The 18929-nt window shown below is 60.7% G+C and carries 19 protein-coding genes; 13 read left to right on the forward strand and 6 right to left on the reverse strand.

The window, feature by feature from the left end; genetic code table 11:
- Nucleotides 1-46: 46 nt before the first annotated feature.
- The 3 genes from lexA (at nt 47) to AC4PR2_RS19380 (ending at nt 2619) form a co-directional block, all read left to right on the forward strand.
- Nucleotides 47-655 (forward strand): transcriptional repressor LexA, encoded by a 609-nt coding sequence (lexA, locus tag AC4PR2_RS19370; protein ID WP_025160136.1) that lies wholly within the window; start codon nt 47-49, stop codon nt 653-655.
- Nucleotides 656-756: 101 nt separating this feature from the next.
- Nucleotides 757-2094, forward strand: a complete 1338-nt coding sequence (dinF, locus tag AC4PR2_RS19375; protein ID WP_049273293.1) for an MATE family efflux transporter DinF — start codon at nt 757-759, stop codon at nt 2092-2094.
- 315 nt (nt 2095-2409) lie between these two features.
- On the forward strand, nt 2410-2619 hold the full coding sequence (locus AC4PR2_RS19380) for a CsbD family protein (RefSeq protein ID WP_004936743.1): 210 nt from the start codon (nt 2410-2412) through the stop codon (nt 2617-2619).
- Nucleotides 2620-2721: 102 nt separating this feature from the next.
- Here the strand turns inward: AC4PR2_RS19380 and zur are convergent, their stop codons facing one another.
- Nucleotides 2722-3234 (reverse strand): zinc uptake transcriptional repressor Zur, encoded by a 513-nt coding sequence (gene zur / locus AC4PR2_RS19385; RefSeq protein WP_015379223.1) that lies wholly within the window; start codon nt 3232-3234, stop codon nt 2722-2724.
- A gap of 245 nt (nt 3235-3479) precedes the next feature.
- Between zur and AC4PR2_RS19390 the strand changes: the two genes are divergently transcribed.
- The 3 genes from AC4PR2_RS19390 (at nt 3480) to pspG (ending at nt 5550) form a co-directional block, all read left to right on the forward strand.
- Nucleotides 3480-4052, forward strand: coding sequence for a sugar O-acetyltransferase (locus AC4PR2_RS19390; protein ID WP_141960756.1), 573 nt, complete (start codon nt 3480-3482; stop codon nt 4050-4052).
- 111 nt (nt 4053-4163) lie between these two features.
- Entirely contained in the window at nt 4164-5174 is a 1011-nt protein-coding gene (gene dusA, locus AC4PR2_RS19395; protein WP_141960376.1) for a tRNA dihydrouridine(20/20a) synthase DusA, read from the forward strand.
- A 157-nt stretch (nt 5175-5331) separates the two neighbouring features.
- Entirely contained in the window at nt 5332-5550 is a 219-nt protein-coding gene (gene pspG, locus AC4PR2_RS19400; RefSeq protein WP_025304448.1) for an envelope stress response protein PspG, read from the forward strand.
- A 300-nt stretch (nt 5551-5850) separates the two neighbouring features.
- On the opposite strand, the gene AC4PR2_RS19405 is transcribed toward pspG, so the two are convergent.
- Nucleotides 5851-6834 carry a quinone oxidoreductase gene (locus tag AC4PR2_RS19405; RefSeq protein ID WP_087762598.1) on the reverse strand — a complete coding sequence of 328 codons (984 nt, stop codon included), beginning with the start codon at nt 6832-6834 and terminating at the stop codon, nt 5851-5853.
- A gap of 167 nt (nt 6835-7001) precedes the next feature.
- Here AC4PR2_RS19405 and dnaB point away from each other — a divergent pair, with 167 nt between their 5' ends.
- Together dnaB and alr are read left to right on the forward strand one after the other, a co-directional pair.
- Nucleotides 7002-8426, forward strand: a complete 1425-nt coding sequence (gene dnaB, locus AC4PR2_RS19410) for a replicative DNA helicase (RefSeq protein ID WP_025160134.1) — start codon at nt 7002-7004, stop codon at nt 8424-8426.
- A 17-nt stretch (nt 8427-8443) separates the two neighbouring features.
- Nucleotides 8444-9523: an alanine racemase gene (gene alr / locus AC4PR2_RS19415; protein ID WP_060425158.1), complete on the forward strand. Its 1080-nt coding sequence runs from the start codon at nt 8444-8446 to the stop codon at nt 9521-9523.
- Nucleotides 9524-9567: 44 nt separating this feature from the next.
- Here alr and AC4PR2_RS19420 read toward each other — a convergent pair whose 3' ends face one another.
- The gene (locus AC4PR2_RS19420) at nt 9568-10335 is read right to left on the reverse strand and encodes a transporter substrate-binding domain-containing protein (protein WP_492175376.1); all 768 of its coding nucleotides are present in this window, start codon (nt 10333-10335) and stop codon (nt 9568-9570) included.
- 215 nt (nt 10336-10550) lie between these two features.
- On the opposite strand from AC4PR2_RS19420, the gene AC4PR2_RS19425 reads away from it, so the two are divergent.
- From AC4PR2_RS19425 to maa, 5 genes are all read left to right on the forward strand, one after another.
- Nucleotides 10551-11024 carry an Lrp/AsnC family transcriptional regulator gene (locus AC4PR2_RS19425; RefSeq protein WP_049201491.1) on the forward strand — a complete coding sequence of 158 codons (474 nt, stop codon included), beginning with the start codon at nt 10551-10553 and terminating at the stop codon, nt 11022-11024.
- 80 nt (nt 11025-11104) lie between these two features.
- Nucleotides 11105-12298 (forward strand): amino acid aminotransferase, encoded by a 1194-nt coding sequence (locus tag AC4PR2_RS19430; RefSeq protein WP_060440949.1) that lies wholly within the window; start codon nt 11105-11107, stop codon nt 12296-12298.
- Nucleotides 12299-12424: 126 nt separating this feature from the next.
- The gene (locus tag AC4PR2_RS19435; RefSeq protein WP_004936779.1) at nt 12425-12841 is read left to right on the forward strand and encodes a secondary thiamine-phosphate synthase enzyme YjbQ; all 417 of its coding nucleotides are present in this window, start codon (nt 12425-12427) and stop codon (nt 12839-12841) included.
- Between the two features lie 4 nt (nt 12842-12845).
- Nucleotides 12846-13199, forward strand: a complete 354-nt coding sequence (locus AC4PR2_RS19440; RefSeq protein WP_038874311.1) for an MmcQ/YjbR family DNA-binding protein — start codon at nt 12846-12848, stop codon at nt 13197-13199.
- A 151-nt stretch (nt 13200-13350) separates the two neighbouring features.
- Nucleotides 13351-13908 carry a maltose O-acetyltransferase gene (gene maa, locus AC4PR2_RS19445; RefSeq protein ID WP_049201487.1) on the forward strand — a complete coding sequence of 186 codons (558 nt, stop codon included), beginning with the start codon at nt 13351-13353 and terminating at the stop codon, nt 13906-13908.
- A gap of 15 nt (nt 13909-13923) precedes the next feature.
- Here maa and AC4PR2_RS19450 read toward each other — a convergent pair whose 3' ends face one another.
- From AC4PR2_RS19450 to uvrA, 3 genes are all read right to left on the reverse strand, one after another.
- Nucleotides 13924-14721: a M48 family metallopeptidase gene (locus AC4PR2_RS19450; RefSeq protein WP_158524205.1), complete on the reverse strand. Its 798-nt coding sequence runs from the start codon at nt 14719-14721 to the stop codon at nt 13924-13926.
- A gap of 236 nt (nt 14722-14957) precedes the next feature.
- Nucleotides 14958-15764, reverse strand: coding sequence for a MipA/OmpV family protein (locus tag AC4PR2_RS19455; protein WP_337046844.1), 807 nt, complete (start codon nt 15762-15764; stop codon nt 14958-14960).
- A 329-nt stretch (nt 15765-16093) separates the two neighbouring features.
- Entirely contained in the window at nt 16094-18922 is a 2829-nt protein-coding gene (gene uvrA, locus AC4PR2_RS19460; protein ID WP_070913903.1) for an excinuclease ABC subunit UvrA, read from the reverse strand.
- Nucleotides 18923-18929 lie beyond the last annotated feature (7 nt).

Here is an 18929-nt window from a genome sequence, read left to right on the forward strand (position 1 = left end):
CCTGTATATACTCACAGCAAGACTGTATAAACAAACAGGGGGCGGAATGAAAGCACTAACTACCAGACAGCAAGAGGTCTACGATCTGATTCGCGATCATATTTCGCAAACGGGCATGCCGCCAACGCGTGCCGAGATCGCGATGCGTCTGGGGTTCCGTTCGCCTAACGCCGCCGAAGAGCACCTGAAGGCGCTGGCACGCAAAGGCGTGATCGAAATCGTCTCCGGTGCGTCGCGCGGTATCCGCCTGCTGATGGAAGAAGAAGAGGGGCTGCCGCTGATCGGCCGCGTCGCCGCCGGCGAGCCGCTGTTGGCGCAGCAGCACATCGAAGGGCACTACCAGGTGGATCCTTCCCTGTTTAAGCCGAGCGCCGATTTCCTGCTGCGGGTGAACGGCATGTCGATGCGCGACATCGGCATTCTGGACGGCGATCTGCTGGCGGTGCACAAAACGCAAGACGTGCGCAACGGCCAGGTCGTGGTGGCGCGCATCGAAGACGAAGTGACGGTCAAACGCCTGAAAAAACATGGCAACGTGGTCGAGTTGCTGCCGGAGAACAACGAATTCCAACCGATCGTGGTCGATCTGCGCCAGCAGAATTTCACTATCGAAGGGCTGGCGGTCGGCGTGATACGCAACGGCGACTGGATCTAATCGCCGCACCCTCAGTGCCACCCCTTGTATCAATCGCCCCTGTTCTGGGGCGTTTTTGTTTCTGACCTTGCCCTTCGCCACTGCTACGGGAACATTTCATCATGCGCTTGATTTCCGCCTTCACCAGCGACACCGATAAAGCCCTGTGGCGCCTGGCTTTGCCGATGATTTTCTCCAATATCACCGTACCGCTGCTCGGGCTGGTGGACACCGCGGTGATCGGCCACCTCGACAGCCCGATCTATCTGGGGGGCGTCGCGATTGGCGCGGTGGCGACCAGCTTCCTGTTCATGCTGCTGTTGTTCCTGCGCATGAGCACCACCGGCCTGGCGGCGCAGGCGCTGGGGGCACAAAACCCGCAGGCGCTGGCGCGCGCCTTTATGCAGCCGTTGCTGCTGGCGCTGCTGGCCGGGGGGGCGATCGTCCTGTTGCGCTATCCACTGATCGAACTGGCGCTGCGGATCGTCGGTGGCAATGGCGAGGTGCTGGAACAGGCGCGGCGTTTTCTTGAGATCCGTTGGCTGAGCGCGCCGGCGGCGCTGGCTAATCTGGTGCTACTGGGCTGGTTGCTCGGCGTGCAGTACGTGCGTGCGCCGGTGATCCTGCTGATCGTCGGCAACCTGCTGAACATCGTGCTGGATATCTGGCTGGTGATGGGCCTGGGCTGGAACGTGCGAGGGGCGGCGGCGGCAACCGCCATCGCCGAATACGCCACGCTGCTGCTCGGCCTGTGGCTGGCGTGGCGGGTGATGCGCCTGCGCGGTATCACCCTGCCGATGCTGCGCCAGGCCTGGCGTGGCGATCTGCGTCGGCTGCTGGCGCTTAACCGCGACATCATGTTGCGTTCATTGCTGCTGCAACTGTGCTTTGCGTCGCTGACCATCTTCGGCGCTCGCCTGGGAAGCGACGTGGTGGCGGTCAACGCGGTATTGATGAATCTGCTGACGTTCACCGCCTATGCGCTCGACGGCTTCGCTTATGCGGTGGAGGCCCATTCGGGCCACGCCTACGGTGCCCGGGACGACAGCCAGCTGCGCAAGGTGTGGCACGCGGCCTGCAGGCAGGCAGGGCTGGTCGCGCTGGCCTTCGCCCTGGCGTATGCCGTTACCGGCCAGCAGATCGTGGCGGCGTTGACCTCCTTGCCGGAGCTGCGTGCGTTGGCCGCCCACTATTTACCGTGGCAGGTCATCCTGCCGCTGGTCGGAGTGTGGTGCTATTTGCTGGACGGCATGTTTATCGGTGCCACGCGCGGTGCCGAGATGCGCAACAGCATGGCGGTGGCTGCGGCGGGATACGGTCTGGCGCTGTTCAGCGTGCCGCTGCTTGGCAACCACGGACTCTGGCTGGCGCTGGCGGTGTTTCTGGCGCTGCGCGGTCTGGCACTGGGCTGGATTTGGCACCGCCATCAGGTGCGCGGCAGCTGGTTTGCCGCACGCTAAACCGTGCGCTTTGTTGGGTTAATTATTAATTTGTCTTATGTTTTTGTTCATGTTTGCTTACATGTTTCCAGCCTGGTTCTGCCCGGCTTAGCTCATTGTTTTTTGGCGTTTTTTATGTTTATTTCATTTCTTAATGGTTTTTTATTCTGTCATATGGCTTTTTTATTTCCATTTTTAACTAGAATGAATCATGTGGCTGGCGAATGAAGGGGAGCGATATTCCTTAAGGTGAAGGGCGTATCGGCCAGAAAAATTTCTGGTTAACCCCGGCCGGCGACAGGGATCACTGATTCACCACAGGTTAACGGAGAGACTATGAATAAAGATCAAGCCGACGGTAACTGGAAGCAGCTTAAAGGCAAAGTGAAGGAAAAATGGGGCAAGCTGACCGATGACGATCTGACGGTCATCGAAGGGAAACGCGAACAGCTGGTCGGCAAAATCCAGGAGCGCTACGGTTACCAGAAAGAGGCGGCCGAGAAAGAGGTGAAAGCCTGGGAAGATCACACCAAACACCGCTGGTAATTTGCAGGGCCGCCATTGAAGGCGGCTTGCCCAGCGCAGGCCGGCGTCGCTCTCATCCTCTGGCGCCCCGGCCGCAGGTACAGGGAGGTACCTGACTTCGTGTTACTTCTTCTTGATGGCGATGCTGTGATCGTGTTCGGCGCAGTCATGCTTGCTGTCGCATGCCTCAACCTCCACGCAGCCGGCGCACAGGCCGTGCGCTTCCACCACGCTGTGACGCAGCGCAAATCCGGCCTCCTGCGCCAGCTTCTGCAGCGTTTCCTCTACGCCTTCGGTAGTGCGTTCGGTCACCTGGCCGCAGCGGTCGCAGATAAACAGTGCGGACGTGTGCATCGGCTGTTCGAAGTGGTGGCACAGCACGTAGCTGTTGGCGGATTCCACTCTATGGATAAACCCTTGCTCCAGCAGAAAATCCAGCGCGCGATAGACCGTCGGCGGCTTGGCCTGCGGTTCGGCGACGCGCAGCAGATCGAGCAGGTCATAAGCGCTGATTGCACCGGGTTGCTGGGTCATCAGACGCAGCACTTCCAGCCGTTGCGGCGTCAATCGCACATTGCGTTGTTGGCAGAGGCGTTCCGCCTGCGCCAGCAGCTTTTCCTGGGTGGTTGAGTTCATCGCAAATATCCCGGTACGTAAAAAAGCCGATTTTACCATGATTACGGCGAATCGCCGAGAGTTGCCCCCTTTTCCCCTGAGGATTGCGCAGGGAAAGGCGCGCTGAGTGCGCTAAAAGAGAGATGCATCACAACTTTTCCCCTCCGCCGGGCGGCAAATCAACGTTGCCGATTTTAGCGCTGGAGAGCCGCTGGCGAGAGCGGTATAACGCGCTTCACCCGCGTGACGAACAGGAGCCTTGTGTGATGACGGAAAGAGAGAAGCTGTTAAGCGGCCTGGAGTACAACAGCCGCGATGAAGAACTGATTGCGATGTACCATCGGGCCAGGGCGTTGACCAAAAGCCTGGGGACGCTGGATTCGCATCAGGCGGACGAGAAAAACCGCCTGCTCGGCGAACTGTTCGGCGCCTGGGGCGAGGCGAGCTGGATCGAAACGCCGTTCTGGTGCGACTACGGGCAACATGTCCGCATCGGTAAAAACTGTTTTATCAACGTCAATGCGGTGTTCCTCGACTGCAATACCATCACCATCGGCGACAACACGCTGATCGGCCCCAACGTGCAAATCTACACGCCGAGCCACCCGCTGAAGGCCGGCGAACGCTTTACCGGCGACCCGACCTTTCCTTTCCGCACCTCGGCGCAGCCGGTGTCCATCGGCAGCAACGTATGGATCGGCGGTAACGTGGTGATCTTGCCGGGAGTGACCATCGGCGACGGCACGACTATCGGCGCGGGCAGCATCGTGACCGGCGACATCCCGGCCAATGTGCTGGCGCTGGGGCAGCCGTGCCGGGTTATCCGCACGTTGGAATAGGGGGGAAACGAAGGCGATTTTCCCAACGGCGCCGATTGTCGTTATAATAGCCGTTTGCGGCCGCGCGCCGTTCGTTAAACCCAGACAGACTCAGGTAGCCAGTAACTCAGCATGACGAAAGACAACCACGCCCCAACCTACGCCGCCAATCGTTTCTCCATCGCGCCGATGCTCGACTGGACCGATCGTCATTGCCGTTACTTCCACCGCCTGCTGACCAAGGAAACGCTGCTGTACACCGAAATGGTGACCACCGGCGCGATCATTTACGGCAAGGGCGACTACCTGGCCTACAGCGAAGAAGAGCATCCGGTGGCGCTGCAGCTGGGCGGCAGCGATCCGGCCGCGTTGGCGCACTGCGCCAAACTGGCGGAGCAGCGCGGTTACGACGAGATTAACCTCAACGTCGGCTGCCCGTCCGATCGCGTGCAAAACGGCATGTTCGGTGCCTGTTTGATGGGGCAGGCGACGCTGGTCGCCGACTGCATCAAGGCGATGCGCGACGTGGTGTCGATCCCGGTGACGGTGAAGACCCGCATCGGCATCGACGATCAGGACAGCTACGCCTTCCTGTGCGACTTTATCCAAACCGTCGCCGGGCGCGGCGAGTGCGACATGTTCACCATCCACGCGCGCAAGGCCTGGCTCTCCGGCCTCAGCCCGAAAGAGAACCGCGAAGTGCCGCCGCTGGACTACCCGCGCGTTTATCAGCTGAAGCGGGATTTCCCGGCGCTGACCATCGCCATCAACGGCGGGGTGAAAACGCTGGAAGAGGCGCAGCAGCATCTGCAGCATCTGGACGGCGTGATGATGGGGCGCGAGGCGTACCAGAATCCGGGCATCCTGGCGCAGGTCGACAGCGAACTGTTCGGCGCGCAGACCGCAGTGCCGGACAGCGTGGCGATCGTCGAAGCACTGTATCCGTACATCGAACGCGAGCTGTCCAGCGGCACCTATCTCGGCCACATCACCCGCCACATCCTCGGTTTGTTCCAGGGCGTGCCGGGCGCGCGCCAGTGGCGTCGCCACCTGAGCGAGAACGCCCACAAGCCGGGCGCCGATGCGCGGGTGGTGGAGCAGGCGCTGGCGCTGGTGCGTCAGCCGCGTGTGGAAATGGCGTAACCCACAAAAATTTTGACTAACAGTTAGTCTTTTTCACCAGGCATTCGGCGCGTTGCCGGATGCCTGCCCCATCTTTTCAATAGGTTAGCCCTTCCGCCATTCTGGCACGCTTCTTGTAATTCCCTCAGCAGATACGTTGTATTGCAAAGGAGCAATCATGTTGGAAATCTTCTTTCTCATTGGCTTTGTGGTGATGCTGATGGTGACCGGCATCTCGCTGCTGGGGATCTTCGCTGCGCTGTTGGTGGCGGCGGCGTTCATGCTGTTGGGCGGGTTGTTCGCGGTGGTCATCAAGCTGCTGCCGTGGCTGATTTTGGCGGTCGTCGGGGTATGGATTTACCGGTCGATGCAGAAACCGCAGGCCAGACGTTACTGATTTTTTGCTGAATAATCAGTCAGTCGCGATGAAACTTGCACAACTTGCCGCCCCGCTAATGCGGCAGCGATCACAGCTTGGCAGTTTTGCCGCGCGATGTGGCACATAAAGCGTGTTTTTTGCCGGACGGGGCTGTTAGGATGTTTGTCGATGCAGTGATGCGACCGATTTCATCACCGTGAGAGACAACCAAAATTCGTGTTGCTGAAGCAACCCCCTGTCTCTGGCGGACTCTGCTCTACCCCTACAAAACGCAGTAACAGAAAGGGCTCCGTAAGGAGCCCTTTTCTTTTGCGGCAATTAGGGGATCAGCAGGCTGGAGCCGCTGGTGCCGCGGCTTTCCAGCACTTGGTGCGCCCGCTGGGCGTCGGCCAGCGCAAATTTCTGCTCGTCTTTCACCTCCACCCGAATGGCGCCGCTGCCGATCAGCGAGAATAGCTCGTTGCTGGCGTACTGCAGCTCGGCGCGGTTGGTGATGTAGCCGTTAAGGGAAGGGCGGGTGACGTACAGTGAGCCCTTCTGATTCAGCAGTGCCAGATCGACGCCGGTCACCGGGCCGGAGGCGTTGCCGAAGCTGACCATCAGGCCGCGCCGTTTCAGGCTGTTGAGCGAGGCCTGCCAGGTGCTTTGCCCCACCGAATCGTACACCACGCCAACCTTCTCGCCGTGAGTCAGCTCGGCCACCCGCTGGGCGATATCCTCTTTGTGGTAGTTGATGGTGGCCCAGGCGCCGGCCTGTTTCGCCAGCGCGGCCTTTTCGTCGGAGCCGACGCTGCCGATCAGGCGCGCGCCCAGCGCTTTGGCCCATTGGCAGGCGATCAGCCCAACCCCGCCGGCGGCGGCATGGAACAGGAACACTTCACCCGGCTGCACGTCGTGGGTTTGGCGCAGCAGGTAGTGCACCGTCAGCCCTTTGAGGAAAGAGGCGGCGCCCTGCTCAAAGCTGAGGTTGTGCGGCAGCAGCGCCACTTTTTCTTCCGGCACGTTGTGGACTTCGCTGTAGGCGCCGAGCGACGACTGCGCATACACCACCCGGTCGCCCGGTTTGATCGTGCTGACCCCAGCGCCAACCTTGACCACCACGCCGGCCGCCTCGGTGCCGAGGCCGCTCGGCAGGCTCGCCGGGGCGTACAGCCCGCTGCGCACATAGGTGTCGATGTAGTTGATGCCGATCGCCTTGTTCTCGATCTGCACTTCGCCGGCGGCGGGATCGAGCGGTGTAAAATCAACGTATTGCAAGACTTCCGGCCCGCCGGTGGCGGAAAACTGAATGCGCTTGGCCATATCGTTACCTCGTTTGAGTGTCTGATTTCACCCTATTCTTTTTAGTATCGGAGATCCAGTTCACCCGTGCGGGATTCAATACCTTTTTTGCATCGGTTATGACGCAAAAATCACGTATACTCTCGCGTCAAGATCCTTCATTCGCAACCGGATAAAGACTACGTTTCATGGCAGGAAAAAAACCAACCAACAAAACAAACGCGGACGAAACCAGAGAGCGTTCCAGAGATCGTCAGATGGAAGGGCTGAAGATGCCGCCGCACTCGCTGGAGGCCGAGCAGTCGGTGTTGGGCGGTTTGATGCTGGATAACGAGCGCTGGGACAACGTGGCGGAGCGCGTGGTCGCCAACGACTTCTTCAGCCGCCCGCATCGCCTGATCTTTACCGAGATGCAGCGTCTGCTGGAGATGAGCAAGCCTATCGACCTCATCACCCTGTCCGAATCGCTGGAGCAGAAAGGCGAGCTGGACTCGGTCGGCGGCTTCGCCTACCTGGCCGAGCTGTCGAAAAACACCCCGAGTGCCGCCAACATCGGCGCCTACGCCGACATCGTGCGCGAGCGCGCGGTGGTGCGCGAGATGATCTCGGTGGCTAACGAGATCGCCGACGCCGGCTACGATCCGCAGGGGCGCAGCAGCGAAGACCTGCTCGATCTGGCGGAATCTCGCGTATTCCAAATCGCCGAGAACCGTGCCAGCAAAGACGAAGGCCCGAAGGGCATCGAGCGCATCCTGGAAGACACCGTATCGCGTATCGAGCAGCTGTATCAGCAGCCGCACGACGGCGTGACCGGGGTCGATACCGGCTATCAGGACCTCAACAAGAAAACCGCGGGCATGCAAAAGTCCGATCTGATCATCGTCGCCGCCCGTCCATCGATGGGGAAAACCACCTTCGCCATGAACCTGTGCGAAAACGCCGCGATGACCCAGGAAAAACCGGTGCTGATCTTCAGCCTGGAGATGCCCGGCGAACAGATCATGATGCGTATGCTGGCGTCGCTGTCGCGCGTGGATCAGACGCGCATCCGTACCGGCCAGCTCGACGACGAGGACTGGGCGCGCATTTCCAGCACCATGGGTATCCTGCTGGAGAAGCGCAACATGTACATCGACGACTCCTCCGGCCTGACGCCGACCGAAGTGCGCTCGCGCGCGCGGCGCATTTTCCGCGAGCACGACGGGCTTAGCCTCATCATGATCGACTACCTGCAGCTGATGCGCGTGCCGGCCCTGTCCGACAACCGTACGCTGGAGATCGCCGAGATTTCGCGCTCGCTGAAGGCGCTGGCGAAAGAGCTGCAGGTGCCGGTGGTGGCGCTGTCGCAGCTGAACCGAAGCCTGGAGCAGCGCGCCGATAAGCGCCCGGTCAACTCCGACCTGCGTGAATCCGGCTCTATCGAGCAGGATGCCGACCTGATTATGTTCATCTATCGTGATGAGGTGTATCACGAGAACAGCGATCTGAAAGGGATCGCGGAAATTATTATCGGTAAGCAGCGTAACGGCCCGATCGGCACCGTGCGCCTTACCTTTAACGGCCAGTGGTCGCGTTTCGACAACTACGCGGGGCCACAATACGATGACGAATAATCAGCTAAGGAACTGAAATGAAAGCGGCAACCGCTGTAATCGACCGCCGCGCTCTGCGACATAATCTGCAACAGGTGCGCCGCCAGGCGCCGCAAAGCCGCCTGATTGCCGTTGTGAAAGCAAACGCTTATGGACATGGCCTGCTGGAAACAGCACACACCCTGCAAGACGCCGACTGCTACGGCGTGGCGCGCATCGGCGAAGCGCTGATGCTGCGTTCCGGCGGCATCGTCAAACCGATCCTGCTGCTGGAAGGCTTCTTCAGTGCCGAAGATCTGCCGGTGCTGGTGGCGAACAACATCGAAACCGCGGTGCACAGCATCGAACAGCTCGAAGCGCTGGAGCAGGCCGAGCTGGCGCGTCCGGTGCCGGTGTGGATGAAGCTCGATACCGGCATGCATCGGCTGGGGGTGCGCCCCGAACACGCGGAGGCGTTTTATCAGCGCCTGTGCGCCTGCCGCAACGTGGCGCAGCCGGTCAATATCATGAGTCACTTCAGCCGCGCCGACGAGCCGGAATCCGACACCACGTTGAAACAGATCGCCTGCTTCGAGCAGTTCGCGCGCGGCAAACCGGGCCAGCGCTCGGTCGCCGCGTCCGGCGGCACGCTGCTGTGGCCGGACGCCCACAACGAGTGGGTACGCCCCGGCATTATTTTGTACGGCGTGTCGCCGCTGGATAACGGCAGCGGCGCCGAGCATGGGCTGCAGCCGGCGATGACGCTGAAGTCCAGCCTGATCGCGGTGCGCGAGCACAAGGCCGGCGAAGCGGTCGGCTACGGCGGCACCTGGGTCAGCCCGCGCGATACCCGGCTGGGCGTGGTGGCGATGGGGTACGGCGACGGCTACCCGCGCAGCGCGCCGACCGGTACGCCGATCCTGATCAACGGCCGCGAAGTGCCGATCGTCGGCCGGGTGTCGATGGACATGATTTCGGTCGATCTCGGGCCGGCCGCCGCCGATAAGGTGGGGGATGAAGCGGTGCTGTGGGGGCCGGCGCTGCCGGTCGAGCGCATCGCCGTCTGCACCGGCATCAGTGCCTACGAGCTGATCACCAAGCTCACGCAGCGCGTGGCGATGGAATACATCGGCGACTGAAACGCCGCAGGGGCCGACGCGCGTCGGCCCCGTTTCTCAGCGGGTTACTTCTTTACCGCCAACCACTTATCGATAATCTTCTGATATTCGCCGGTCGCCTTGACCAGGTGCAGCCACTGATCCACATACAGTTTCCAGCTCAGATCGTCGCGCGGCAGCATGTAAGCCTTCTCGCCGTACTGCATCGGTTTGGTCGGATTCACCGCGCACAGCTTCGGATAGCGCTTCTGCTGGTACAGCGCCTCGGAGGCGTCGGTGATCATCACGTCTGCCTTGCGGTCCACCAACTGCTGGAAAATGCTCATGTTGTCGTGCGTGAGCGTCAGTTTGGCCTTTGGCAGATAGGCGTGCACGAAGGCTTCGTTGGTGCCGCCCGCCGGTTCCAACAGACGCACCGACGGTTTGTTGATCTGCTCGAGAGTGCGGTATTTCTTCACGTCGGTGCAGCGCACCAGCGGGATTTTGCCGTCGGTATCCAGCTTGTCGGCGAAGAACACCTGCTTTTGCCGCTCCAGCGTGACGGAGATACCGCCCATCGCAATGTCGCACTTGCCGGAGGTGAAGTCCGGCGTCAGGGTTTTCCAGCTGGTCTTCACCCACTTCACTTTCGCGCCCAGGCTCTTGGCCAGCGATTCCGCCATGTCGATATCGATGCCTTCATAGCTGCCGTCTTCCTTGAGGAAGGTATAGGGCTTGTAGTCGCCGGTGGTGCAGACCTCCAGGGTCTTTTGCTGCAGCACCTTATCCAGGTGGGATTGCGCGCCGGCGCTGCCGGCGGCGAGCAGCAGCGCGAGAGGGAGTAACTTTTTCATCTGGCGTCCTTTTTATACATTCGTGGTTTTATGCGTTACTTCGCCGTTAATTGTCGTTTGCCTGCATGAGTTAGCCGTTATTTATGCCGCTTACCGGCGAAAACGCCGGGCTTTGCTGCTGTACGCGATTTAAGCGCCAGGGTGTGACGCCGGCAACGGTAAAAAAACTGGTAGGCTGTAACGTCAACATTTATTAACACAGTTTACAGGTGGCTATGTACAACATTGACGATTTTGATATGAAAATCCTGACGCTGTTACAGGCCAACGGCCGGCTGACCAATCAGGAGCTGAGCGAGCTGGTGGGGCTCTCCGCCTCCCAGTGTTCGCGGCGGCGCATCAGCCTGGAGCAGGCGCAGCTGATCCGCGGCTACCACGCGCGGCTGGCGCCGGAGGCGGTCGGCCTGGGGCTGGTGGGGCTGATCGAAGTCAGCCTGATCACGCACGCCCAAGAGCAGATCGACAGCTTTCATCAGATGCTGGAGGAGGTGGATGCGATCCTCGACGCTTACAAGACCACCGGCGACGCCGATTACCTGCTGAAAGTGGCGGTGGCGGACCTGCCGGCGCTGAGCGAATTCATCAGCCAGACGCTGTCGCCGCACAAAAGCGTGGCGCATATCAAAACGGCGGTGGTGCTCAATCGCATCAAGGAAAACGGTTTATTGCCGGTGGCGCGAGAAAGCTAAAACCGAATGCGGTTTTCCGTCTATATTAGGAACGTAACGCTGTGCCCAAACCACAATAAATAAACCAGGAGAAAAACCCCGTGTTCCAGAACGTTGACGCCTATGCCGGCGATCCCATTCTGTCGCTGATGGAAAAATTCAAACAAGACCCGCGCGCGCACAAGGTGAACCTGAGTATCGGCCTGTACTACGATGCGCAGGGCATCATTCCGCAGATGCGGGCGGTCGCCGCGGCGGAGGCGCAGTTGAACAGCGTCGAGCACGGCGCCTCGGTATACCTGCCGATGGAAGGGCTGCAACCCTACCGTTCCGCCATCCAGCATCTGCTGTTCGGCGCGCAGCACCCGATGCTGCAGCAGGGGCGTATCGCCACCATTCAGACCGTCGGCGGTTCCGGCGCGTTGAAAGTGGGCGCCGACTTCCTGAAAAGCTACTTCCCGGATTCGCAGGTGTGGGTCAGCGATCCGACCTGGGAAAACCACGTCGCCATCTTCAGCGGCGCTGGTTTCAAGGTGAATACCTACCCGTATTTCGACAGCGAAAGCCTGGGCGTGAAGTTCGACGCCATGCTCGCGGCGCTGAAACAGCTGCCGAAGCACAGCATCGCGCTGCTGCACCCGTGCTGCCACAACCCGACCGGTTCCGACCTGACCCCTGCCCAGTGGGATGAGGTGGTCAAGGTGATCGCCGAGCGTGAAATCATTCCGTTCCTCGACATCGCCTACCAGGGCTTCGGCGGCGGCATGGAGCAGGACGCCTACGCCATTCGCGCCATCGCGGCGGCCGGCCTGCCGTGCCTGGTGAGCAACTCGTTCTCGAAGATCTTCTCGCTGTACGGCGAGCGCGTCGGCGGCCTGTCGGTGGTGTGCGAAAGCGAAGAGGCGGCCGGGCGCGTGCTGGGCCAACTGAAGGCCACCGTGCGCCGCAACTACTCGAGCCCACCGAATTTCGGCGCGCAGCTGGTGGCCAAGGTGCTGAACGACGCCCAGTTAAAAACCCAATGGCTGGACGAAGTGGAGAGCATGCGCACCCGCATTCTCGAGATGCGTCACGCGCTGGTGGACACCCTGAAGAGCGCGCTGCCGCAGCGCAACTTCGATTACCTGCTGGCGCAGCGCGGCATGTTCAGCTACACCGGTTTCAGCGCGGCGCAGGTCGATCGCCTGCGTGAAGAGTTCGGCGTCTACCTGATCCACAGCGGCCGCATGTGCGTGGCCGGCCTGAACCACAACAACGTGCGTCAGGTGGCCGAGGCGTTTGCCGCGGTGCAGTAACGCCTGTTAGTCTGAACGGACGTTCATCGGGGAGCGATAGCGATATCGCTCCTTTTTTATTGCCGGCGCGCCGCCGAAGTTGCCGCAAACCGGAGAGAGAATATACTGATTGAGGGGCGCTCACTCATGTGGCATCAGCAAACGCTAATCCTCAGCGCAAAAGCGCGTGGCTTTCATCTGGTTACCGACGAGATCGTCAACCAGTTAACCCACTTACACCGCCTGCAAACCGGCCTGCTGCATCTGTTGCTGCAGCATACCTCGGCCTCGCTGACGCTCAACGAGAACTGCGATCCCACGGTGCGAGCCGATATGGAGCAGCATTTCCTGCGTCAGGTACCGGAAAACGCACCCTATCAGCATGACTACGAAGGGCCGGACGACATGCCGGCGCACATCAAATCCTCGCTGCTGGGCGCGTCCTTGACGCTGCCCGTCAGGCACGGGCGGCTGATGTTGGGCACATGGCAGGGCATCTGGCTGGGGGAGCACCGCATCCACGGCGGAGCACGCCGTATTGTGGCCACATTACAGGGGGAGTAACCCAATGAATAACAGCGCATTGCTGGAGTACTGCATGGCGAAGCCGGGCGCGGAGCAAAGCGACCAAAACCAGTGGCAGGCCAGTCAGATCAAGGTAGGCGACGTGATGTTCGCCATGGTGTGCGAGGTCGAAGGGCGGCCGGCGCTGGCGGTCAAGTCCAGCCCGGAGCTGGCGGAAAGCCTGCGTGAACACCATCCTGAGATCGTCGCCTGCGCCGGCCTGAACAAGGCGCACTGGAACACGGTGTTTCTCGACGGCAACCTGCCGAACTCGCAGTTTTACACGCTGATCGACAGCTCCTATCAGCTGGTGGTGGAAGGCCTGCCCGAACACGTGCGCCAGGAACTGCGCGCCTGATTGCCGGGCGGCGGCGCCGCCCGTTTTTCTCCTGTTTTTTCGTGTCAAAGCGTGATCATGATTTTAAATTGGGAACGTTCCCTTTTTGTCATCAGGCAAAAGCGGCTACGCTTGGGCATTCAAGAAACGCGGATAACATAAGGAGGCCGACATGGCCATCAGCGAAGAAAAGCGCAAGATGATCGCCGGGGAGCTGTACGACGCCGGCGATGACCTGCTGCGCAGCGAGCGTCGGCGCGCGCGCCAGCTGACGCATCGCTATAACCACTCCTCGCCGGAAGAGGGCGAGCTGCGCAAACAGTGGCTGGGTGAGCTGCTGGGCGGCTATCAGGGCGGCACCATCGAGCCGACCTTCCGCTGCGACTATGGCTATAACATTTATCTCGGCAAGAACTTCTACGCCAATTTCGACTGCGTGATCCTCGACGTGTGCGAGGTGCATATCGGCGACAACTGCCTGCTGGCACCGGGCGTGCATATTTACACCGCGACCCATCCGCTGGACGCTGAGACCCGCGTCGGCGGCGCGGAGTTCGGTAAGCCGGTCAAGATTGGCGACAACGTATGGATCGGCGGACGCGCGGTGATCAATCCGGGCGTGACCATCGGCGACAATGCGGTCGTGGCCTCCGGCGCGGTGGTGACCAAAGACGTGCCGGCCAACTGCGTGGTGGGCGGCAATCCCGCGCGGGTGCTGAAAACGCTGTAGGCCCGGCGGGGCGGATTAAAACATGCTGCCGTGGCGCTCGAAGCCGTGCATCTCAATGTCTTTGAGCGCCTTGAAGCGTTTGACCATCACCGCATGATCCGACAGCAGGTTGCTGATGCGGACAAACAGCTCCTTGTTCTCTTCTTCGCACTGTTCCAGCCAGGCCTGCGGGTTCACGCCGTGCTGCATCCAGGGGCCGACGGCCAGCAGCCGCACCGTGTCGGCGTAATTCGGGCAGACGGCGAGCGCCACGCGGTCTGCGGAATACTCCTGCGCGCGGGTGGTCGCCAGGCCGGGCAGCACCAGCGATTGCGGTACGACGCCGATCGCCAGGCGCCACAGCGACACGTGGCGCAGCTTATGGTGGGCCAGCTCGTGCGCCAGCACGAACTCCACGATCTCCGGCGCGGTGGGCATCAGCATGGCGATTTCAGCGTGGATCACCACATAGCGCTGACGGCGGTTGCATTCCAGCGCGAAGGCGTTGACCACGCCGTTGCCGTTGGTCAGGTAGAGCTTCGGCAGCGTCTTGAGCTCCAGGCGGCGGCCAATATCCTGATACAGCGCGAACAGCTCGGGAAATTGTGCCGGCCCGACGCGCAAGGCGTTGGATTTCGCCTGGGCGGCGAGATAGAAACGATAAATATAGAAAGCGATAGGGATCAGCGGTAATAAGGCGAACAGGCTGAGCGTATCCAATGTTTCTTTGGCTTCCGTGCCTAATCCCAGAATCGTCTCGTCCGAGGACGCGACGATAGCGGCGATGCCAAATAAAAAACCGAGAAGCGTTATTATCGCCGATAGCCAGATCATGGGCATTTCCCAGCGGTGGCGAAATGCCGTGAAGTTACGACATTCTGTCGAATGATGTTGGCACATAAAATATCCTTAATAAGGGAGAGCAACGCCAGATATTGTCAGGTAAATATGGCATGGTTTAATTATCCGCCTGTTTACCTCACAATTCGTTAAACTATAGTTTATTTTTTCGCCGTCGCGTTATGGCGTTATCTGACGGGCGTACGCGCTCGCTCTCATTGGGTAAAACGTCAGAAGCTGTAGCTGGCGCTGGTGAAGGCCATACCCGACGTGGTTTTTTCGACGATAGGGCTGTCGGCCGCGTCGCCCAGCAGACGGGTCACGCCGACCCCGGCCTGGAAGGCCACGTTCGGTCGCCATTGGTAATTGAGCGCGGCGGTGAGGGTCGCGTCCTTGAAGCCGCTGCCCGGCCGATAAGCGCTGAAAGCGCTGCGCTGTGCCTGCTGCGACGTCACGCCGAAATAGCCGCGCTGATAGCCGCTGTTGGCCCAGGTGGTGGAGAGGTTGCCGATCAATGTCAGCTGTTCGCTGAGTGGATATTGCCCGGTGAGCCCGGTTTCCACATAGGCCGTGTGGCCCAGTTCTTCCCCGCCGTAGCTGCGCTTGCGCGTTGCCTGCATGCCTTTTACGTAGGCGCGGAAGGGATCGAGTTGGTAGCTCAGTTCGGCGCCGGCCTCCAGTGCGCCACCCAGCTTGCCCATGCCCTTGAGTCGGGTGTTGCGCCCGCGCAAGGTTCTGATTTCCTCGTCACGGCCGGCGTCATAGTTGAGCAATAACGCGATGCCGACGGGGCCGGCAAGCGGGAATTGCCAGCGTGCCCCCTCGCTGCCTGCGCTGAACTCCCCCCAGCTGGCGTTTTGATAGCAGGCATTCACCTGATACAAGGGTTCAATGCTGTAAAAAGAAGAGCCTTCATAGGCGGGGGCGACGGCAAGGCCGCCGGCGAGCGTTAAAGAGGCCTCGCCGTCCTGCGCCTGAGCGGCGAAAGGAAACAGAAATAACAGCGCGGCGACAGAGGTTCCCAGTTTAGTATCCACGTTAAACACCTTTTATATCATCCCATTGAATATACGGCCCGCAGGCCGGCGATTAATTGCAGCTTATTTATAAACGCCAGGTTTATATTGATTAATTGACAGACGACGGCGCGTCATTGGCGTTATTTCACCGCAACAGTGAAACGCATGGGGAATAAACAACAGCCAAACGAGTGGCATGATTGGGCGAGTTTATTATTGGCAGGGTTCAAAGCGCCTGTTTTTAAAGGAATGATGCAGAGAAGATGATTTAATGTTTTTCAGAAAGGGATATGTTGATTGCTCAACGAGGCGGAATAGGCCGCCTCGTTGAGAGGGATAACCCGCCGTTATTTTTCCAGCAGCGGTTTCAGGAAGCGTGCGGTGTGCGATTTTTCACACTCGGCCACGGTTTCCGGCGTGCCGGCGACCAGGATTTCGCCGCCGCCGCTGCCGCCTTCCGGCCCCAGATCGACGATCCAGTCGGCGGTCTTGATCACGTCCAGGTTATGCTCGATGACCACGATGGTGTTGCCCTGATCGCGCAGCTGATGCAGCACCGCCAACAGCTGCTGGATATCGGCGAAGTGCAGACCGGTGGTCGGCTCGTCGAGGATATACAGCGTCTGGCCGGTGCCGCGTTTCGACAGCTCGCGCGCCAGCTTGACGCGCTGCGCCTCACCGCCGGAGAGCGTGGTGGCCGACTGGCCGAGACGGATGTACGACAGGCCGACATCCATCAGGGTCTGCAGCTTGCGCGCCAGCGCCGGCACCGCGTCGAAGAAGTCACGCGCTTCTTCGATGGTCATCTCCAGCACTTCGTGGATGCTCTTGCCCTTGTACTTCACTTCCAGCGTTTCGCGGTTATAGCGCTTGCCCTTGCACTGGTCGCACGGCACGTAGATGTCCGGCAGGAAGTGCATCTCGACCTTGATCACCCCGTCGCCCTGGCAGGCTTCACAGCGCCCGCCCTTGACGTTGAAGCTGAAACGGCCCGGCGTATAACCGCGGCTGCGCGATTCCGGCACGCCGGCGAACAGCTCGCGCACCGGGGTAAAAATGCCGGTGTAGGTGGCCGGGTTGGAGCGCGGCGTACGGCCGATCGGGCTCTGATCGATGTCGATCACCTTGTCGAAATGTTCCAGGCCGGTCACTTCGCGGAACGGCGCCGGTTCGGCGATGGTGGCGCCGTTGAGCTGGCGCTGAGCGATCGGGAACAGCGTATCGTTGATCAGCGTCGATTTGCCGGAGCCGGAAACGCCGGTGATGCAGGTAAACAGCCCAACCGGCAGCGTCAGCGTCACGTCCTTCAGGTTGTTGCCGCGCGCGCCGCTCAGCTTCAGCACCTTGGTCGGATCGGCCTGCACGCGCTGCGCCGGAATGGCGATCTCGCGCTTGCCGCTGAGGAACTGGCCGGTCAGCGAGTCCGGCTGCGCCATGATGTCGTCGACGGTGCCTTCCGCCACCACCTGGCCGCCGTGCACGCCGGCGCCGGGGCCGATGTCGATCACGTGGTCGGCGGCGCGGATGGCGTCTTCGTCATGCTCCACCACGATCACCGTGTTGCCGAGGTTGCGCAGGTGGATCAGCGTTTCCAGCAGGCGCTCGTTGTCGCGTTGGTGCAGGCCGATCGACGGCTCATCCAGCACGTACATCACGCCCACCAGGCCGGCGCCGATCTGGCTGGCCAAACGGATACGCTGCGCTTCGCCGCCGGAGAGCGTCTCCGCCGAGCGGGACAGTGACAGGTAGTTCAGGCCGACGTTCACCAGGAATTTCAGGCGATCGCCGATCTCTTTCAGCACTTTTTCGGCGATTTTGGCACGCTGGCCGCTGAGCTTCATGTTCTGGAAGAAGGTCATCGCATGGCCGATGCTCAAATCGGAGATCTCCGGCAGCGTGGTGTCTTCGACGAACACGTTGCGCGCTTCTTCGCGCAGGCGGGTGCCGTGGCACGAGGCGCAAGGGCGGTTGCTGATGAACTTCGCCAGCTCTTCGCGCACCGCGCTGGATTCGGTCTCTTTGTAGCGGCGCTCCATGTTGTGCAGCACGCCTTCGAACGGATGGCGGCGCACGGTGGTGTCACCGCGATCGTTGATGTATTTGAATTCGATCGACTCTTTGCCGGAGCCGCTCAGCACCGCCTTCTGCACGTTGGCGCTCAGGGTGTTGAACGGCGCCTCTACGTCGAACTCATAATGCTCCGCCAGCGAGCGCAGCATCTGGAAGTAATAGAAGTTGCGGCGATCCCAGCCGCGGATCGCGCCGCCGGCCAGCGACAGCTCGGGGTTTTGCACCACGCGATCCGGATCGAAGAACTGCTGCACGCCCAGGCCGTCGCAGGTCGGGCAGGCGCCGGCCGGGTTGTTGAAGGAAAACAAGCGCGGTTCCAGCTCGCGCATGCTGTAGCCGCAGATCGGGCAGGCGAAGTTGGCGGAAAACAGCAGCTCGTCCGCTTTCTCGTCGTCCATGTCCGCCACCACTGCGGTGCCACCGGACAATTCCAGCGCGGTTTCGAACGATTCGGCCAGGCGCTGCGCCATGTCGTCGCGCACCTTGAAGCGATCGACCACCACTTCGATGGTGTGTTTCTTCTGCAGCTCCAGCTTCGGCGGATCGGACAGATCGCACACTTCGCCGTCGATGCGCGCGCGGATGTAGCCCTGGGCGGCCAGGTTTTCCAGCGTTTTGGTGTGCTCGCCCTTGCGGTCTTTCACCACCGGCGCCAGCAGCATCAGGCGTTTGCCTTCCGGCTGGCTCAGCACGTTATCGACCATCTGGCTGACGGTTTGTGCCGCCAGCGGCACATGGTGATCCGGGCAGCGCGGTTCGCCAACGCGGGCGAACAGCAGGCGCAGGTAGTCGTGGATCTCGGTGATGGTGCCGACCGTGGATCGCGGGTTGTGCGAGGTGGATTTCTGCTCGATGGAGATCGCCGGCGACAGGCCTTCGATATGGTCGACGTCGGGTTTTTCCATCAGCGACAGGAACTGGCGCGCATAGGCGGAGAGCGATTCGACGTAGCGGCGTTGCCCTTCGGCATACAGCGTATCGAAAGCCAGCGATGACTTGCCGGAACCGGACAGGCCGGTGACGACGATCAGTTTGTCACGCGGGATGATCAGGTTGATGTTTTTCAGATTATGGGTTCGAGCACCACGAACTTCGATATTGTCCATTTACACT

This window comes from Serratia sp. A07 (assembly GCF_058725505.1).

Excerpts from the sequence above, each read along its gene's own strand:
- lexA (WP_025160136.1), top strand. The coding sequence starts at position 47 with ATGAAAGCACTAACTACCAGACAGCAAGAGGTCTACGATCTGATTCGC.
- dinF (WP_049273293.1), top strand. The coding sequence starts at position 757 with ATGCGCTTGATTTCCGCCTTCACCAGCGACACCGATAAAGCCCTGTGG.
- AC4PR2_RS19380 (WP_004936743.1), top strand. The coding sequence starts at position 2,410 with ATGAATAAAGATCAAGCCGACGGTAACTGGAAGCAGCTTAAAGGCAAA.
- zur (WP_015379223.1), bottom strand. The coding sequence starts at position 3,234 with ATGAACTCAACCACCCAGGAAAAGCTGCTGGCGCAGGCGGAACGCCTC.
- AC4PR2_RS19390 (WP_141960756.1), top strand. The coding sequence starts at position 3,480 with ATGACGGAAAGAGAGAAGCTGTTAAGCGGCCTGGAGTACAACAGCCGC.
- dusA (WP_141960376.1), top strand. The coding sequence starts at position 4,164 with ATGACGAAAGACAACCACGCCCCAACCTACGCCGCCAATCGTTTCTCC.
- pspG (WP_025304448.1), top strand. The coding sequence starts at position 5,332 with ATGTTGGAAATCTTCTTTCTCATTGGCTTTGTGGTGATGCTGATGGTG.
- AC4PR2_RS19405 (WP_087762598.1), bottom strand. The coding sequence starts at position 6,834 with ATGGCCAAGCGCATTCAGTTTTCCGCCACCGGCGGGCCGGAAGTCTTG.
- dnaB (WP_025160134.1), top strand. The coding sequence starts at position 7,002 with ATGGCAGGAAAAAAACCAACCAACAAAACAAACGCGGACGAAACCAGA.
- alr (WP_060425158.1), top strand. The coding sequence starts at position 8,444 with ATGAAAGCGGCAACCGCTGTAATCGACCGCCGCGCTCTGCGACATAAT.
- AC4PR2_RS19420 (WP_492175376.1), bottom strand. The coding sequence starts at position 10,335 with ATGAAAAAGTTACTCCCTCTCGCGCTGCTGCTCGCCGCCGGCAGCGCC.
- AC4PR2_RS19425 (WP_049201491.1), top strand. The coding sequence starts at position 10,551 with ATGTACAACATTGACGATTTTGATATGAAAATCCTGACGCTGTTACAG.
- AC4PR2_RS19435 (WP_004936779.1), top strand. The coding sequence starts at position 12,425 with ATGTGGCATCAGCAAACGCTAATCCTCAGCGCAAAAGCGCGTGGCTTT.
- AC4PR2_RS19440 (WP_038874311.1), top strand. The coding sequence starts at position 12,846 with ATGAATAACAGCGCATTGCTGGAGTACTGCATGGCGAAGCCGGGCGCG.
- maa (WP_049201487.1), top strand. The coding sequence starts at position 13,351 with ATGGCCATCAGCGAAGAAAAGCGCAAGATGATCGCCGGGGAGCTGTAC.
- AC4PR2_RS19450 (WP_158524205.1), bottom strand. The coding sequence starts at position 14,721 with ATGATCTGGCTATCGGCGATAATAACGCTTCTCGGTTTTTTATTTGGC.
- uvrA (WP_070913903.1), bottom strand. The coding sequence starts at position 18,922 with ATGGACAATATCGAAGTTCGTGGTGCTCGAACCCATAATCTGAAAAAC.